This window comes from Streptomyces sp. YJ-C3 (genome assembly GCF_053891275.1).
Map to the genome: position 1 here is coordinate 7,407,003 of NZ_CM132685.1, position 17,275 is coordinate 7,424,277.

The window sequence follows — 17,275 nt, forward strand, 5'->3', positions numbered from 1 at the left end:
GAGTTGAGGGTCATCTGAGCTTGCCGTTCCGGCATGCGGGACGGCCCGGTCGGGAGCGGGCGGCCCGGCCGGGTCGACGGTCAGCGCGAGGCAGGTCGCGACCAGGGCACTGGCCGAGGCGAGACCGGCCGCCAGTTTGCGGCGGGCCTGGACCGTGGGGGCGTGGGCGGTGCGGGTGGGTCTGCTGTGGCGGCCCATGAGGTGACTCTCCGGAAGCGGCTAGGAGGGATCCGGCGCGTACGTCAGTGGTCAGCTGCCAGTGGTCAGCTGCCAGTGGTCAGCTGCCAGTGGTCAGTACGTGAAGCACTCGGCTGTCAGTACGTGAAGCACTCGGCGTGGATGCGGTCCTCGGGGACGCCGCCGCGGACCAGTGCCGTCGTCGCGGCGGCGGTCATGCCGGGCGGGCCGCACACATAGACGTCGTGGTCGGCGAGTCCGGGCACGAGGTTGCGCAGCGCCTGCGGGGCGAGCGGGTCGAAGGCCGCGTCGGAGGGGCCGAGGAGGTAGTGCAGGGCGGCCTGCCGGGTGCGGGCGATGGCCTCCAGTTCCTCGCGCAGGACGAGCTGTCCGGCGTTGCCCGCACGGTAGAGGAGCGTGATGTCGCCGGGCTCGCCGGGCAGCGTCTCGAACAGGGCGCGCAGTGGTGTGATGCCCACTCCCCCGGCGAGCAGCAGCACCTTGCGGCGGGTGCGGCGGTGGGCGGTGAGCGCGCCGAACGGGCCGGTGGCGACGACGCGTACCCCGGGGCGCAGCCGGCGGACCCGGCGCGTGTGGTCGCCGACGGCCTTGACCGTGACGCGGACGTGGTCGCCGTCGACCGGCGCGGACAGGGAGAACGGGAGCGCCGTGTGCCAGAGCCTGCGGGTCAGGAACCGCCAGCGGAAGAACTGGCCCGACTCCGCGTGCAGCCGGCCGAGGTCGCGGCCGCGCATCAGGACGGACACCACGCCCGGGCCCTCGGCGCGCACCTCGACGACCCGCAGCCCGTGCCGGAGCGCCTGCCGCAGCGGCACGACGAGCCGGTACCAGAAGAGGAGCACGGCGACGGTGGCGTGCAGCAGGCACCACAGGCCGAGGCTGAGGGAGCTGTACGCGATGTCGGGTCCGGCGAGTTGGTGCGCGAAGGCCAGGGCCGCGGCGAGGTAGGTGAGCAGGTGCAGGCCGCGCCAGGTGCCGTGGCCGAGGCGGCGGCGGGCGGCGCGGGCGCTGCTGACGCCGACCGTGACGAACAGCAGGGTGCCGGCGGTGGCGGCGGCCAGCCCGGGGTAGCCGAGCAGGTCGGTGAGCGTGGTGAGGAGGTCGGTGCCGGTGTTCGCGGCGTAGCCGCACAGGGCGAGGACGGTGTGGGCGGCGCACAGGGTGAGGACGTGCCGGCCGCCGCGGGCGTGGTGGCGGGCGAGCCGGTCGGCGCCGATGCCGTGCTCCACCGCGGGCACCCGGGCCATCAGGAAGAGCATGACGAGGATCCCGTACCCGGCGAGCAGCCCCGACAGGTGGGCGCCGGTCGCGAACAGCACGTCGAGCCGGGCCGACGGCCGGGCCTGCACGCCCCACAGCGCGGTGACGGCGGCGCCGCCCGCGCCGATCCCGGTGCGCAGGGCGCGCGGGGTGACCCGCAGCGGGGCGGCGGGCCGGACCCGGGGGGCCCGGCGCGGGCGCGGGGGTATCGGCGGTGCCTGCGCCGGGCCCTCGGTCTGCCTCAGATACGCGGACAGGGCGGGGTAGCGGGCGAGTTCGGGTTCGACGGCCTCGGTGGTCACCTGCGGCACACTAGGCTCCGCCGAGCTGGAATATTGGCTGGTCAGGGTCGCCGGGGAGATCCTTAAGGCGGGCTTGAGGAAGACCTGAACACGGGTTAAGCCGCCGTCGAGTTCGGGTCCTTGAGCGCGTTCGCGACCGCGCCTCCGGTGGGGGCTGGCGCCCCTGGAGGAGATGCGCACTACGTGCCGCATCTCCTCCAGGGGCGCGGGGAACTGCGCGACCAGCCACGACGCACCCCGCACCCGCCGCCGATACCGAACCCCCAACGGCGAAAGGGCGCCCTCACACCCGCCCATCCACCTCGCTGAGCCCACCGTTCCCCCCGGGAAACCGACGAGACGCCCCCGAGAAACACCCACCCCGCACGCTGCAGAGCATGAATCGCGTCGTCGTCATCGGCACCGGCCTGGCCGGCACCCGCCTCGCCAGGCGTCTGGGCGAGCGCGCGGTGCTGATCGGCGAGGAGCCGCACGCCCCGTACAACCGGGTCCTGCTGGCCGAGGTCCTGGCCGGCAGCTACGGCCCCGAAGTCATCAAGCTGCCCGCCGTCCCGGGCCCCCGGCTCCGCACCCGCGCCGTCCGCGTCGACCGCGAGCGGCGCCTGGTGCAGTGCGAGAGCGGCGCCGAGGTCGCGTACGACACCCTGGTCCTGGCCACCGGCTCGAACCCGGTACTGCCCCCGCTGCGCGGCCTGTTCGCGCCCGGCGCCACCGAACTGCCCGGCGGTGTGCACGCGTTCCGCACGATGGACGACTGCCTGGCGCTGTCCGGCGCCGTGGCGGAGGGCACCCGCGCCGTCGTCATCGGCGGCGGGCTGCTCGGCGTCTCGGCGGCCCGCGCGCTCGCCCGCCGCGGCGCCCAGGTCGTGCTCGTGCAGCAGGCCGAGCGCCTCATGGAGCGCCAGCTCGACCCGGCGTCGTCGGAGTTGGTGCGGCGTCATCTGGTCGCGCTCGGCGTCGAGATCCACACCGAGTGCCGGGTGCGCGCCGTCGGGGTCGTCGACGGGCGTGTACGCCGGGTGGAACTCCATGACGGGTACGTGCTGGGCACCGACGTCACCGTCCTCGCCTGCGGCGCCCGGCCGCGGACCGGTCTCGCGAGCGCCGCGGGGCTCGACGTGCGCCGCGGCGTCGTCGTCGACGACGAGCTGCGCACCTCCGATCCGCGCATCCACGCCGTCGGCGACTGCGCCGAGCACGAGGGCACGGTCTACGGGCTGGCCACCCCCGCCCTGGAGCAGGCCGACGCCCTGGCCGACCTGCTCACCGGGACCACGAAGACGTACACCGGCACCCGCGCCCTGACCCGGCTCACGCTCCCGCACGAGGCGGACCCGCTGGACCTCGCCGCGTTCGGGGAGACGCAGCCGCTGCCCGGCGACGACGTCGTGCAGCTCGCGGACGCGACGCGCGGCACCTACCGCAGGGTCGTCGTGCGCGGCGACCGGCTGGTCGGCGGGGTGCTCGTCGGCGCGCTCGGCGGTGTCGGCGCGCTCGCGCACGCCTGGGAGTCGAACGAATCGCTGCCTGCCGCCACCGACGTCGGCGCCGCGCCGCTGCTCCACCTGCTCACCCACGACGGAGGCCTCTGACATGGCGACCTCACTGCCCACCCTCGTCCTCGTCGGCCACGGCATGGTCGGCCAGCGCTTCCTCGAAGCGGCGGCCGAACGCGGCCTCACCGGGACGCACCGCGTGGTCGTCCTGTGCGAGGAGCCGCGGCCGGCCTACGACCGCGTCCACCTGACTTCGTACTTCTCGGGCACGACGCCCGAGGAACTGTCGATGACGGACCCGGAGTTCATCGAGAGGCACGGCATCGAGCTGCGGGTCGGCGACCCCGCCGTGGTCGTGGACCGCGGCACCCGCACCGTGCACGCCCGCTCCGGCTTCAAGGTCACCTATGACGCGCTGGTGCTGGCCACGGGCTCGTACCCGTTCGTGCCGCCGGTGCCCGGCAAGGACGCCACGGGCTGCTTCGTGTACCGCACGATCGAGGACCTGTACGCGATCGAGGAGTACGCGAAGAACCACGCCACCGTCGGCGCCGTGGTAGGCGGCGGGCTGCTCGGCCTGGAGGCCGCGGGCGCGCTGCAGGGCCTCGGACTGACCACGCACATCGTGGAGTTCGCGCCCCGGCTGATGCCCGTCCAGGTCGACGAGGGCGGTGGCGCCGCCCTGCTGCGGACCATCACCGGCATGGGGCTGTCCGTCCACACCGGTGTCGGCACGCAGGAGATCGTGGCCGGTCCGGACGGCGACGGCGCGGTCAGCGGCATGAAGCTGTCGGACGGGTCGGAGCTCGCGACCGACCTGGTCGTCTTCTCTGCGGGTGTCCGGCCGCGTGACCAGCTCGCCCGCGACATGGGCCTGTCGGTGGGCGAGCGCGGCGGCATCGCCGTCGACGAGCAGTGCCGCACCAGCGACCCGGCGGTGTTCGCGATCGGTGAGTGCGCGCTGGCCGCCGACGGCCGCGTGTACGGGCTCGTGGCGCCCGGCTACGAGATGGCGTCGACGGCGGCCGCCGCCATCGCCGCGGACGAGGACGCGGACCGGCCGGGCTTCACCGGCGCCGACCTGTCCACCAAGCTGAAGCTGCTCGGCGTGGACGTGGCGTCCTTCGGCGACGCGCACGGCGCGACCGAGGGCTGCCTCGACGTCGTCTACTCCGACTCGCGCTCGGGCACGTACAAGAAGCTCGTGATCGGCGGCGAGGGCGAGCTGCTCGGCGGCATCCTCGTCGGTGACGCCGAGGCGTACGGGACGCTGCGCGCGCTGACCGGCACCGTGCCGCCGCTCGCCCCCGAGCAGCTGGTCCTTCCGGCGGGCGCGGGCGCCCCCGCGCAGCTCGGCCCGGAGGCGCTGCCCGACGACGCGGTCATCTGCTCGTGCCACAACGTCACCAAGGGCGAGATCTGTGCGCACACCTCGCTGCCGGAGGTGAAGAAGTGCACCAAGGCCGGTACCGGGTGCGGGAGTTGCGTCAAGCTCATCGGGCAGCTGCTGCCGAAGTCCGGTGACGACGGGCTGTGCGGCTGCTTCGGGCACACGCGCCAGGAGCTGTACGAGATCGTGCGCGTCAAGCGGATCACGAGCTTCGCGCGGCTGCTCGACGAGCACGGCCGGGATGCGGCGCGCGGCGGCGAGGGCTGCGAGGTCTGCAAGCCGACGGTCGGCTCGGTCATCGCCTCGCTCGCGCCGTCGATCGGCGCGGACGGCTACGTCCTGGAGGGCGAGCAGGCGGCGCTGCAGGACACCAACGACCACTTCCTCGCCAACCTGCAGAAGAACGGCTCGTACTCGGTCGTGCCGCGCATCCCCGGCGGTGAGATCACCCCGGAGAAGCTGATCGTGATCGGCGAGGTCGCGCGGGACTTCAATCTCTACACGAAGATCACGGGCGGTCAGCGCATCGACCTGTTCGGCGCACGGGTGGACCAACTGCCGATGATCTGGGCACGGTTGGTGGACGCCGGCTTCGAGTCCGGGCACGCGTACGGCAAGTCGCTGCGCACCGTGAAGTCGTGCGTGGGGCAGACCTGGTGCCGCTACGGCGTGCAGGACTCGGTCCGGATGGCGATCGACCTGGAGCTGCGGTACCGCGGCCTGCGGGCGCCCCACAAGCTGAAGTCGGCGGTCTCCGGGTGCGCCCGCGAGTGCGCCGAGGCCCAGTCGAAGGACTTCGGGATCATCGCCACGGCCAACGGCTGGAACCTGTACGTGGGCGGCAACGGAGGAATGACACCACGTCATGCCGACCTGCTGGCACAGGACTTGAGCGACGCGGAACTGATCCGCCTGATCGACCGTTTCCTGATGTTCTACATCCGCACCGCCGACCGCCTGGAGCGCACCGCGGCCTGGATCGACCGGATCGACGGCGGCCTCGACCACGTGCGGGACGTCGTCGTGCACGACTCGCTCGGCATCTGCGACGAGCTGGAGGCCTTGATGGCCGCGCACGTCGCGCACTACCGCGACGAGTGGTCCGAGACCATCAACGACCCGGAGCGGCTGTCCCGCTTCGTCTCCTTCGTCAACGCCCCCGACACCCCGGACCCGACGGTCCGCTTCGTCCCGGAGCGCGACCAGATCAAGCCCGAGCTGCCGCTGATCCCCCTGGAAGGACTGGCCGTACGATGACGATCGCCCCCGAGAAGACGACGCTCCTGGTCCAACTCGGCCTCGATGAAGACTGGTTGACCATCTGTGACCTGTCGCGCCTCACGCCGGGCCGCGGTGTCGCGGCCCTGCTGCCGGACGGCCGGCAGGCGGCGGTCTTCCTCGATCGCGCGGGCCGGGTGTACGCGGTGGACAACACGGATCCGTTCACCGGAGCGGCGGTGCTCTCGCGCGGCCTGCTCGGCTCGGCACAGGGCCGCCCGTTCGTGGCGTCGCCCCTGCTGAAGCAGCGCTTCGACCTGGAGTCGGGGCGCTGCCTGGACGACGAGTCGGTGGCGGTTCAGGCGTATGCGGTGCGCACCGCGTAGGAGTACGGAGGGTGCGCAGGAGCACAGAGAGCACAGAGCGTACGCAGGGCGTGGAGAGTCCGAGCAATACTTGACCGGTCGTTCTGGATACGCGTAGGTTCCCTGTCGTGGCCAGGACCAAGGAATTCGATCCGGACGCCGCGCTGCGGGCAGCCCTGGAGCTGTTCCACCGGCGCGGCTACGAGGCGACGTCGATGGCGGACCTCGTCGAGCACCTCGGCATCGGCCGCGCCAGCATCTACGCGACGTTCGGCAACAAGCACGCGCTGTACCTGAAGGCGCTGGACCGCTACACCGAGTCCACCGACCCGCGCGTGCTCGCCGAGCTGTCCGTCGGCGGCCCGGCGCTGCCCGCCGTGCGCGCCCTGGTCCGCCGGTTCGCCGCCGAGGCGACCGCCGACGACCAGCGCCTGCTCGGCTGTCTCGTCACGAACACCGCGGCGGAGCTCGGCCCGCACGACGCGGAGGCCGCCCGCCGCGTGGAGCGCAGCTGGGAGCACATCGAGACCGTGCTGCACAGCGCGCTCGCCCGGGCCCGCGCCCAGGGCGAGCTGCCCGCCGACCGCGATCCGCGGGCGCTCGCCCGTCTCCTGCTGGTCCTCATGCAGGGCATCCGGGTCGTCGGCAAGGCCTCGCAGGACACCGCACGCGTCCGGGACGCGGCGGAGCAGGCCCTCGCCCTGCTGGACTGAGGACCGAGGGGCCCGGCAACCAAGACCTCCTTGAATCGAGAGCCCTCCCCCCTTCCTCTTTCCTTCCCTCTTCACGCTCTCATACTGAACCGATCGGTCAAGAAAGAGGTACGTTCATGTCCGCTTCGTCCCGCACCCGCTTCTCCGGCAGGACCGCCCTCGTCACCGGCGCCGGCTCCGGGCTCGGCCGCGCCGTCGCGCTCGCCCTGGCCGCCGAGGGCGCGAACGTGGTCGTCGTCGGCCGCACCCCGGCCCCGCTGGCGGAGACCGTCGCCCTGATCGAGCAGGCGGGCGGCACGGCGCTCGCGCACTCCGCCGACGTGAGCCGCCCGGAGTCGGTGACAGGTGCTGTTCGTACGGCAGTTGAGCGGTTCGGGTCCCTCGACATCGCCGTGAACAACGCCGGCGTCTTCCGCGGTGGCGCCCCGGTCGCCGACCTGTCCGCCGAGGACTGGCACGCGCTCCTCGACATCAACGTCACCGGCGTGCTGTTCTCCCTGCAGGCCGAGATCGCCCAGATGCGCGCGCAGGGAACGGGCGGCGCGATCGTGAACGTCTCCTCCAACATCGGCCCTCACCGCACCCAGGCCGGCGCCACCGCCTATGGCGCGTCGAAGGCCGCCGTCTCCGCCCTCACCCGCGGCGCCGCCCTGGACCACGTCGCGGAGGGCATCCGCATCAACGCGGTGAGCCCGGGCGCCGCGGACACCACGATGTCGCTGCGCCCGGGCGAGACGGAGGCGGAGCGCGCCGTCCGCATGAAGGACCAGTCCCCGCTCGGCCGTCTCGCGGCCACGGCGGAGATCGCCGCCGCGGTCCTCCACCTGGCCTCGGAGGACGCCGGGTCCACGGTCGGCGCCGACCTGGTGATCGACGGCGGCGCGTCCGCGTGACCCGGTAACTCATACACCGTGTGCGGGAGTCAGTCGATTCCGGACCGCTCCACTCCCGCCACGATCCACCGCTGGAACAGCAGGAAGACCAGCAGCAGCGGCACGATCGAGACGGCCGCCGCGATGAACAGCTCGTGCAGCCGCACCACTTGGGACGTGGTGAAGGAGGACAGGGCCACCTGCACCGTCCACGCGTTCCGGTCCTGGCCGATGACCAGCGGCCACAGGAACGAGTTCCAGGCGCCGATGAAGACGATCGTGCCGACCGCGGCGAACACCGGCCGCGCGTTCGGCACGACCACACGCCAGTACGTGCGCCAGTATCCGAGCCCGTCGACCCGCGCCGCGTCCTCCAACTCCTGCGGGAATCCCAGGAAGTACTGACGGAAGACGAAGCACGCGAAGGCGGAGAAGAGCGTCGGGACGATGAGTCCGCGCAGCGTCGACACCCAGCCCAGCGACGACACCAGGACGAAGGTCGGTACGAAGGTGACCGCGGCCGGGACCATGAGGGTGCCCAGGATCGCGTAGAAGACCTTGTTCGCGTGCCGGTACGGGATGCGGGCGAGACCGTATCCGGCGAGGGAGGCGAGCAGCAGCGTCCCCAGGGTCGTCACGAGCGCGATCAGGGCCGAGTTGAGGAGGGAGCGCGCGAAGGGCACCGAGGTGTCGTCGAACAGCTCGCCGAGATTGCCCCATTGGATGTCCGAGGGGAAGAACGTCCAGTCGGGCGAGGTGATGTCCTCCTCGCGCGCGAGTCCGTTGCGGACGAGGAGATAGAAGGGGATGAGGAAGAGCAGGGCGAGCGCGATGAGCAGCACGAGGCGCAGGGCGCGGCCCGCGCGGACCAGCGCGTCGTCCTGGACGGTGCGGCCGGCCATCAGTCGGCCTCCTTCCTGCCGAGCCCGAACCAGCGGGCCTGCCCCACCGTCACCACCGCGATGATCAGGGCGAGCAGTACGGCGCCCGCGCTGCCGAGGCCGAGGTTCTGCCCCTGGCCGAGGGCGGTGTAGTAGAGGTAGACGAGCGGCGGGCGGGCGTAGGGCGGATAGCCGCGGGCGTCGGAGAGCAGGTTGTAGAACTCGTCGAACGCCTGGAAGGCGTTGATGACGAGCAGCAGCACCACGGCGACGGACGTGGCCCGCAGCTGCGGGAACGTGATGTGCCGGAACACCTGCCAGCCGGGCCGCGCGCCGTCGACCGCCGCCGCCTCGTAGAGAGTCGGGCTGATGCGCTGGAGCCCGGCCAGGAACAGGATCATGTAGAAACCCGCCTGCAGCCACAGCCGTACGGTGACGATGACGAGCCAGTACCAGGGCGGCTGCGTCGTGGACAGCCAGGCGATCTGGTCGGCGTCGACGTATCCGAGGAGCGTGTTCGCGAGGCCGAAGCGCACCCCGTTGAAGAGCGACATCTTCCAGATCAGGGCGGCGACGACGTACGAGCAGGCGGCCGGCAGGAAGAACACCGACCGGAAGAACGCCTGCGCGCGCCGCAGCCGGTTCACCATGAGGGCGAGGGCGAGCGAGGCGGCGTACGTCGTCGGCACGATGAAGAGCGTGAAGACGCAGAAGGTCCACAGGCTGTCGAGGAAGGCGTCGTCCTTCAGCAGCGCGGTGTAGTTGTCGAGGCCGACGAAGGTGTCGGGCGTGACGGTGTTGTGCGCGTCGAAGAAGCTGAGGTACACGCTCCAGCCGAGCGGGACGTACGTGAAGACGAGCAGCCCGAGCACGAACGGGCCGACGAACGCCCAGAACCACAACGCCCGGTTGCGCTCGCGCGGTTGAGCCACCGTGCCGCCGCTCACTTCTTCTTCACGCGGTCGAGCTCCGCCGACGTCTTCCGCACGACGGTCTTCAGTTCGCTCTCCGGGTTCGCGCCGTTCTTGATGATGCGGTTGAGCGCGTCCTGGTACGCGGTCTGCGCGGCCGGCGTCCACAGCAGCGGCTGGGCGTGGCCGTGGTCGGTGGTGAAGCGGACCGCGTCGGCCGCGGCGCCCTTGCGCAGCTTGGCCGCCTTCTCGGCGAGGGAGATACGGGCCGGGATGTGGAAGCCGTAGCTGAGCGCGAAGTCCTCCTGATAGTCGGTGCGTTCGACCCACAGCCACTTCAGGAAGTCCTTGCCGGCCTGCTGGTGCTTGCTGCGGGTGGAGACGGCGGCGGCGTAGGCGCCGACCGGCACGGCCGGCTCGCCCTGCGTCCCGTCCTTGGGGAACGGCAGCACTCCGAAGTCGTCGCCGAGCGCCTTCTGGACGGCGGGCAGGGCCCACAGGCCCGACCACTGCATCGCGGTGAGGCCCTGGGTGAACGCCGACGGGTCCGACCAGTCGGCGGGCGCGCCGAGCAGCAGTGACTTGTCGGCGTACAGCTGGCGGAGCTTTCCGAGGGTGCGGGCGGCGGCCGGGTCGTCGAAGCCGACCTTTCCGTCCTCGGTGACGAGTGCGAGACCGGCGGCGTAGAGCGGGGTCCCGCCGAGCACTCCGGCGCCCGCGTCGTTGCCGAGGAACAGCCCCTTGGCCTTCTTGGTGGTCAGCTTCTTCGCGGCGTCGAGGAGTTCGTCGAGCGTGGCCGGAGGCTGCACGTCCGCGTCGGCGAGCAGGCTCTTGCGGTAGTAGAGCATCTGCATGTCGATGACCTGCGGGATGCCCCAGATCTTGCCGTCGTGGCGCTTCGGGGCGAGGGCCGCCTGGTTGAAGTCGTCCTCGACGCCGTCGAGAAGCTCGGTCACGTCCGCGACCTGCTTGCCCTGGATCATGTCCAGGGACGGGCCGTTGACCTCGAACACGTCGGGGCCCGAATCGGTGAGCAGCGCGGCGGCGGTCTGCTGGTCGTAGTTGCCGGGCCGCCACTGCACGGCGACGCTCGCCTCGTCGTAGGCGGCCGCGTACTTCTTCACCGCCTGCTCGGTGCCCGCCTCGCCGTACTGGTGGTACCACTGGGACAGCTTCGGCCCGCTGCTGCCACCGCCTCCGTCGCCGTCCCGCCCGGTGTTGGACCCGCACGCGCTCAGCAGACCGAGCGCGGAGCCGACGGCTCCGGTGGCGAGCAGTCCCCTGCGGCTGATGGTCATCGCGGGTGTCCCCCTGTCCGTTCTGTGTGCCGTTGCTGTGAGGCCGTCGGCCCCAACGATCAACCATGCAACGGATTTACGACAGAGGTACTACAGCCGCGTGTCGGCGTCAGCGCAGCGTAAGGGTGCGGGCCTTGCGGGTCAGCGGATCGTCAAGAAGGGCCGCCGGGACGCGCTGCCGGGCTTACGGTGCGCTGCATGGACCGCATCGTCACCGACCGGAACTGGGCGCGCGAACTACGGGCCGCGGTGCTCTGCTCGGTACTGCTGCTCGGCCTCGTGACGACCATCGACGCCGCCAACTCCACGCTGAGCCCGGCGCGCGGTGTGCTGTGGACGGGGCTGACCCTGCTCCTCTACGTCGTGCTGCACCCGCCGCGCGTCACGGCGGGCCCGGGGCGGCTGGCGGTCCGCGGGCTGCTGCGCGGCGGCCACGTCTGCACGGACCTGCTGGTGTCGGTGCGGCGCGCCGAGGGAATCACGCCGCGGCTCGTGCTGCGGGACGCGCTGGGCGCGCGGGTGGAGCTCGACCCGAAGGTCCTCACGTCGAACCCGGTGCTGTGGCACCGCCTGGAGACGGGCGCGCGCCGGGCCCGGGCGAGCGGGCTGCTGGTGGCGGGCGACGCGGTGCTGCGGGAGCTGGGGGATCACGTGGACGGCGACGGGGCACGGGAACTGCTCAGGGCGGCGGGCCTGGAGGGCCCGGCGCGGGAGCACGGAGCGCGGGCCCGGAGATCCAGCCCCTCCGGCGACTGACGAGCGCGGGCCCGGACGATCGAGCCCCTCCGGCGATCGAGGAGCGGGGTGCGGCGCTGAGCCCTGTGACGGTCAGCCCTTCAGGCCGGTGAACACCACCCCGGTCAACTGCTCCGAGGCCGCCCACAGCCGCTCCCCGGCCACATCGTTGCGGGTCCACGACGCCCGCCACGAAGGCGCCGGGGCCCCGCGCCACATCATCACCCGGGGCCCGTAGAACCCGTCGCCCCGCACATCCGGCGCGGTCGCCGCGTGCAGCGTCGGCAGCGCGCCGCCCTCGGCCGACTGCCCGAAGACCCGGTTGCCCACCTCGTAGAACCGCTCCATCGCCTTGCGGCCCTCCATCTGCGCGCCGCGCGCCTGCAGCGACGTGGCGGCGTACCCCGGATGCGCGGCGGCGGCCAGCAGCGGGACACCGGCGTCGGCGGCCCGCCGCGCCAGCTCGTGGACGAACAGCAGATTGGCGGTCTTGGACCGGCCGTAGGCGATCCAACGCCGGTATGTCTTCTCGCTGTTGAGGTCGCCGATGTCGATGTTGGCCAGGGCGTGCAGTCCGCTGGACACCGAGACGACGCGGGGCGCGGCCGCCTCCAGCAGGCTCGGCAGCAGCAGCCCGGTCAGGGCGAAGTGTCCCAGGTGATTGACACCGAACTGGGTCTCGAACCCGTCGGCCGTGCGCCCGTACGGCAGGGCCATGACCCCGGCGTTGTTGACGAGCAGATCGAGCGGCCGCCCGGCCCACCCTTCGGCGAACCCCCGAACGGACGCCAGATCCCCCAGGTCGAGAGCCTCGAACGCGGCTTCGGCGCCCGGTACTTCGCCGCGCAGCCGGTCCACGGCGGCGGTGCCCCGCTCCTCGCTGCGGCAGGCGAGCACGACGCGGGCGCCCGCGCGGGCCAGCTCGCGCGCGGTGACGTAGCCGATGCCGCTGTTGGCACCGGTGACCACGGCCGTGCGGCCGCTCTGGTCGGGGATGTCGCTGGCGTTCCAGCCGCTCATGGCTGTGCTCCCTGGGCGCGGGTCGGTGGTTGCCGGGTGAACTTACCCGACAGTAGGTGCCCGCTCCGCGCTCGCTCAACCCCACACACCGGGAGGGCGGCACCCCCCGCACAGGGGTGCCGCCCTCCCGTCTCGCACCGGAGCCGCCGCCGATCGGTGAGGGTCGGGGACCTGCGGCGGCTCCGGCAGCCTCTACCGGTGGTCGCTGCCCGTCGACGTGGAGGCGGCGCGGCCCGCCTCCAGGCGCGCGACCGGGATACGGAACGGCGAGCAGGAGACGTAGTCGAGACCGACCTCGTGGAAGAAGTGGACCGACTCCGGGTCGCCACCGTGCTCGCCGCAGACGCCGAGCTTGAGGTCGGGGCGCGTGGCGCGGCCGGCCTCGACGGCGGACTTCACCAGGGAGCCGACGCCGTCCTTGTCGATCGTCTCGAACGGGCTGACTCCGAAGATGCCCTTCTCCAGGTACGCGGTGAAGAAGCTGGCCTCGACGTCGTCGCGGCTGAAGCCCCAGACGGTCTGCGTCAGGTCGTTCGTACCGAAGGAGAAGAACTGCGCGGCCTCCGCGATCTGGCCGGCGGTCAGCGCGGCGCGGGGCAGCTCGATCATCGTGCCGATGGCCAGCTTCAGCTTGACGCCGCTCTGCTCCTCGACCTCCGCGATGACCTGGTCGGCCTCCTCGCGGACGATCTCCAGCTCCTGAACGGTGCCGACGAGCGGGATCATGATCTCGGCGCGCGGGTCGCCCTTGGCGCTCTTGCGGGCGGCGGCGGCCTCGGCGATGGCCCGCACCTGCATGGCGAACAGGCCGGGGATGACCAGGCCGAGCCGGACGCCGCGCAGACCGAGCATCGGGTTCTGCTCGTGCAGCCGGTGCACGGCCTGGAGCAGCCGCAGGTCGTTCTCGTTGTTGTCCTGGCGGGACTCGGCGAGGGCGACGCGGACCGACAGCTCGGTGATGTCGGGCAGGAACTCGTGCAGCGGCGGGTCGAGCAGGCGGATGGTGACGGGCAGGCCGTCCATCGCCTCGAACAGCTCGACGAAGTCCTGCTTCTGGAGCGGCAGGAGCTGCTTGAGGGAGTCCTCGCGCTCGACCTCGGTGTCGGCGAGGATCAGCTTCTCGACCATCTCGCGGCGCTCACCGAGGAACATGTGCTCGGTGCGGCACAGGCCGATGCCCTGGGCACCGAACCGGCGGGCGCGCAGCGCGTCCTCGGCGTTGTCGGCGTTGGCCCGTACGCGCAGGCGGCGTACTCGGTCCGCGTACGCCATGACCCGGTGCACGGCGCCGACCAGCTCGTCGGCGTCGTCGGCGCCGGCGTGCATGCGGCCCTCGAAGTACTCGACGACCGGGGAGGGCACCACCGGCACCTCGCCGAGGTAGACCTTGCCCGTCGAGCCGTCGATGGAGACGATGTCGCCCTCCTCGACGACCACGCCGCCGGCCGTCAGGCGCCGCCGCTTGGTGTCCACCTCGATGTCCTCGGCGCCGCAGACACAGGTCTTGCCCATGCCGCGCGCGACGACGGCCGCGTGCGAGGTCTTGCCGCCGCGGGAGGTCAGGATGCCCTCGGCCGCGATCATGCCGTCGAGGTCGTCGGGGTTGGTCTCGCGGCGGATCAGGATGACCTTCTCGCCGGAGCGGGACCACTTGATCGCGGTGTACGAGTCGAAGACCGCCTTGCCGACCGCGGCGCCCGGCGACGCGGCGATGCCCCGGCCGAGCTGCTCGACCTTCGCGTCTTCGTCGAACTTGGGGAACATCAGCTGCGCGAGCTGCGCGCCGGTGACCCGCTGCAGGGCCTCGGCCTCGTCGATCAGACCCTGGTCGACGAGCTGCGTGGCGATCCGGAAGGCGGCGCCCGCGGTGCGCTTGCCGACGCGGGTCTGCAGCATCCACAACTGGCCGCGCTCGATGGTGAACTCGATGTCGCAGAGATCCTTGTAGTGGTTCTCCAGGGTCTCCATGATCTGCATGAGCTGGTCGTACGACTTCTTGTCGATCTGCTCCAGCTCGGCGAGCGGCACCGTGTTGCGGATACCGGCGACGACGTCCTCGCCCTGCGCGTTCTGCAGGTAGTCGCCGTACACGCCCTGGTGTCCGGAGGCCGGGTCGCGGGTGAAGGCGACGCCGGTGCCCGAGTCGGGGCCGAGGTTGCCGAAGACCATGGAACAGACGTTGACGGCGGTGCCGAGGTCGCCGGGGATGCGCTCCTGGCGGCGGTACAGCTTGGCCCGGTCGGTGTTCCACGAGTCGAAGACCGCGTGGATGGCGAGGTCCATCTGCTCGCGCGGGTCCTGCGGGAAGTCGCGGCCGGCCTCGGTCTTGACGATCTTCTTGAAGCGCGTGACGAGCTTCTTCAGGTCGGCGGCGTCCAGGTCGGTGTCGACCGCGACCTTCTTGGCGCGCTTGGCCTTCTCCAGCTCCTCCTCGAAGAGGTCGCCGTCGACGTCCAGGACGGTCTTGCCGAACATCTGGATGAGGCGGCGGTAGGAGTCCCAGGCGAACCGGTCGTCGCCGGCCTGCTTGGCCAGGCCCTGCACCGACTTGTCGGAGAGACCGATGTTGAGGACGGTGTCCATCATGCCGGGCATGGAGAACTTGGCGCCCGAACGGACCGACACCAGAAGGGGGTTGTCGGCCTGGCCGAGCTTCTTGCCCATCGTCTGCTCGAGGGCGTCGAGGTGCGCACTGACCTCGTCACGGAGTGCCACCGGCTCGGCGCCGCTGTCGAGGTAGACCTTGCAGGCCTCGGTGGTGATGGTGAACCCCGGAGGGACGGGAAGTCCCAGGTTGGTCATCTCGGCGAGGTTGGCACCCTTGCCGCCGAGAAGGTCCTTGAGGTCCTTGTTCCCCTCGGTGAAGTCGTAGACGAACTTCGCGCCTCGATCGGCTACCTGAGGATCTTTGTTTTCCGACACGGGTCTCGACTCCTCGAGGCTCGGTGGCTGCCCTGACGGCGAGGAACATACCCAGATCCAAGGCCTGTGGGTACGTCCACTCAGCCGTCATACGGCCGTAACCACCCGTCCGCCAGGAGATCGAAAGTGACCGGCGGGTAGGCACTGTCGGATTTCTGTGTTCACTTCCTGAACCATCAACCCCCGTAGACCCCGATTATCGCTCACATGAGCATGCTGAGCTCTCATGTGCGTTCAAGCTGTAAATGATCGAGCAGTGGCACTGAGTGCCAGGGCTTGGAGAAGTGCAGTCAGCGAATTTCCGCTCATCTGAGCGCAAGGCCTATCAGGGGTGGCGAGAATCACGCCGTTTGAAACGGCCTTCGGACGGCTCGATGTCAGCATGCGGACAGGACACGGGGGTGAAACGGGCGTGTCAGACGCCCAGCGCCGCCAGCCGCTCCTCGGCCCGCCGGGGCGCGTACAGCTCCTCCACCACCAGCGCTCCCGCTCCGATGAGCGCGGCCCGCTCGCCGAGCCGGGACGTGACCACCTCCAGATGGGCGGTCGAGCGGGGCAGGGCGCGCTGGTAGAGCAGTTCGCGCACGCCCGTCAGGAAGGGAGTTCCGGCCAGATCTCCGGCGATCATGAGAACGCCGGGGTTCAGGAGGGTGACGACCGTCGCGAGGACCTCGCCTACGCTGCGGCCCGCCTCCCGCGCGAGCCGTACCGCCTCGGGATGGCCGGCCGCGAGCAGCGCGCGCACGTCGGAGCCGGAGGCCGCGGACACGCCCGACTCGGTCAGCCGGCGGGCCACGGCCCGGCCACTGGCGACCGCGGCCAGGCAGCCGTACGAGCCGCAGTTGCACAGGGCGTCCGCGCCCTCGGGGACGCGGATGTGCCCGATGTCGCCCGCGCCGCCGTCGATGCCGCGGTAGATCGCGCCGTCCACGACGACGCCCGCACCGATCCCGGTGGAGACCTTGACCAGGGCGAAGGCGTGGCAGTCGGGGTGGGCGGCGCGCTGTTCGCCGTACGCCATGAGATTGGCGTCGTTGTCGACGAGGACCGGCGCGTCGAGGGGGCCCTGGCCGGTCGCCGCGTGCTCGGCGACCGCGCGGGCCAGCCGGCCTCTTATGTCGTAGCCGTCCCAGCCGGGCATGATCGGGGGCTGTACGACGCGGCCGGAGTCCGTGTCGACCGGGCCGGGGACCGCGAGGCCGATGCCGCACACCGCGTCCCCGGGGCGGCCGGCCTCCTTGAGCAACTCGCCGAACCAGACGCCGAGTCGGGGCAGCACCGCCTCCGGTCCCTCTTCGACCGTGAGCGCGCCGGTGCGCTCGGCGACCACCTCGCCGGACAGGGTCAGCACGGCGGCGCGGGCGTGCCGGGTGTCGAGGTCGGCGGCGAGCACGACCGCGTGCGCGTCGTCGAACTCCAGATGGATCGAAGGGCGGCCGCCCAGCGGGGAGTTGACGGGTCCGGCCGTGCCCTCGCGCAGCCAGCCCGCACGGAAGAGCCGGTCCAGGCGCTGTCCGACCGTGGCCCTGGACAGGCCCGTGACCTCCTGGAGTGCGCCGCGTGTGGTCGCCCGTCCGCTGCGCACCAGGTGCAGCAGATCTCCGGCGCTCGCCTGGTTCCCCGCCATGCCCGCCAACCCCCTTGCGATCATCAACTGCACGTTACATTCTGGGTTTTGCGTGTTAAGTAGACGT

13 protein-coding genes are annotated in these 17,275 nt (G+C 71.6%); 6 read left to right on the top strand and 7 right to left on the bottom strand.

Annotated features, from left to right (window positions below; translation table 11 throughout):
• Positions 1–314: 314 nt before the first annotated feature.
• Positions 315–1,769 (bottom strand): ferredoxin reductase family protein, encoded by a 1,455-nt coding sequence (locus ACVHNB_RS33530; RefSeq protein WP_456226604.1) that lies wholly within the window; start codon positions 1,767–1,769, stop codon positions 315–317.
• 359 nt (positions 1,770–2,128) lie between these two features.
• On the opposite strand from ACVHNB_RS33530, the gene ACVHNB_RS33535 reads away from it, so the two are divergent.
• The 5 genes from ACVHNB_RS33535 (at position 2,129) to ACVHNB_RS33555 (ending at position 7,835) form a co-directional block, all read left to right on the top strand.
• Positions 2,129–3,352: an NAD(P)/FAD-dependent oxidoreductase gene (locus ACVHNB_RS33535; RefSeq protein ID WP_456228981.1), complete on the top strand. Its 1,224-nt coding sequence runs from the start codon at positions 2,129–2,131 to the stop codon at positions 3,350–3,352.
• A 1-nt stretch (position 3,353) separates the two neighbouring features.
• A complete protein-coding gene (nirB, locus tag ACVHNB_RS33540) occupies positions 3,354–5,903 on the top strand; it encodes a nitrite reductase large subunit NirB (protein ID WP_456226605.1) in 2,550 nt (849 codons plus the stop codon).
• Positions 5,900–6,250 (top strand): nitrite reductase small subunit NirD, encoded by a 351-nt coding sequence (gene nirD / locus ACVHNB_RS33545; protein WP_428954823.1) that lies wholly within the window; start codon positions 5,900–5,902, stop codon positions 6,248–6,250. The genes nirB and nirD overlap by 4 nt, the downstream gene beginning before the upstream one ends.
• 107 nt (positions 6,251–6,357) lie before the next feature.
• On the top strand, positions 6,358–6,942 hold the full coding sequence (locus ACVHNB_RS33550) for a TetR/AcrR family transcriptional regulator (protein WP_428954822.1): 585 nt from the start codon (positions 6,358–6,360) through the stop codon (positions 6,940–6,942).
• 116 nt (positions 6,943–7,058) lie between these two features.
• Positions 7,059–7,835 carry an SDR family NAD(P)-dependent oxidoreductase gene (locus ACVHNB_RS33555; RefSeq protein ID WP_456226606.1) on the top strand — a complete coding sequence of 259 codons (777 nt, stop codon included), beginning with the start codon at positions 7,059–7,061 and terminating at the stop codon, positions 7,833–7,835.
• 29 nt (positions 7,836–7,864) lie between these two features.
• On the opposite strand, the gene ACVHNB_RS33560 is transcribed toward ACVHNB_RS33555, so the two are convergent.
• The 3 genes from ACVHNB_RS33560 to ACVHNB_RS33570 are packed head-to-tail and all read right to left on the bottom strand — an operon-like array spanning position 7,865 to position 10,904.
• Positions 7,865–8,716, bottom strand: a complete 852-nt coding sequence (locus ACVHNB_RS33560) for a carbohydrate ABC transporter permease (RefSeq protein WP_456226607.1) — start codon at positions 8,714–8,716, stop codon at positions 7,865–7,867.
• Positions 8,716–9,642 (bottom strand): carbohydrate ABC transporter permease, encoded by a 927-nt coding sequence (locus ACVHNB_RS33565; protein ID WP_428954819.1) that lies wholly within the window; start codon positions 9,640–9,642, stop codon positions 8,716–8,718. The genes ACVHNB_RS33560 and ACVHNB_RS33565 overlap by 1 nt, the downstream gene beginning before the upstream one ends.
• Entirely contained in the window at positions 9,639–10,904 is a 1,266-nt protein-coding gene (locus ACVHNB_RS33570; RefSeq protein ID WP_456226608.1) for an ABC transporter substrate-binding protein, read from the bottom strand. Before ACVHNB_RS33570 ends, ACVHNB_RS33565 begins: the two co-directional genes overlap by 4 nt.
• Before the next feature lie 198 nt (positions 10,905–11,102).
• Between ACVHNB_RS33570 and ACVHNB_RS33575 the strand changes: the two genes are divergently transcribed.
• Positions 11,103–11,660, top strand: a complete 558-nt coding sequence (locus ACVHNB_RS33575) for a hypothetical protein (protein ID WP_456226609.1) — start codon at positions 11,103–11,105, stop codon at positions 11,658–11,660.
• A gap of 72 nt (positions 11,661–11,732) precedes the next feature.
• Here the strand turns inward: ACVHNB_RS33575 and ACVHNB_RS33580 are convergent, their stop codons facing one another.
• The 3 genes from ACVHNB_RS33580 to ACVHNB_RS33590 all read right to left on the bottom strand — a co-directional run bounded on the left by ACVHNB_RS33580 (position 11,733) and on the right by ACVHNB_RS33590 (position 17,208).
• The gene (locus ACVHNB_RS33580) at positions 11,733–12,659 is read right to left on the bottom strand and encodes an oxidoreductase (protein WP_456226610.1); all 927 of its coding nucleotides are present in this window, start codon (positions 12,657–12,659) and stop codon (positions 11,733–11,735) included.
• A gap of 192 nt (positions 12,660–12,851) precedes the next feature.
• The gene (ppdK, locus tag ACVHNB_RS33585) at positions 12,852–15,581 is read right to left on the bottom strand and encodes a pyruvate, phosphate dikinase (protein WP_428954815.1); all 2,730 of its coding nucleotides are present in this window, start codon (positions 15,579–15,581) and stop codon (positions 12,852–12,854) included.
• Positions 15,582–15,996: 415 nt separating this feature from the next.
• On the bottom strand, positions 15,997–17,208 hold the full coding sequence (locus ACVHNB_RS33590) for an ROK family protein (protein WP_456226611.1): 1,212 nt from the start codon (positions 17,206–17,208) through the stop codon (positions 15,997–15,999).
• Between the last annotated feature and the right edge of the window lie 67 nt (positions 17,209–17,275).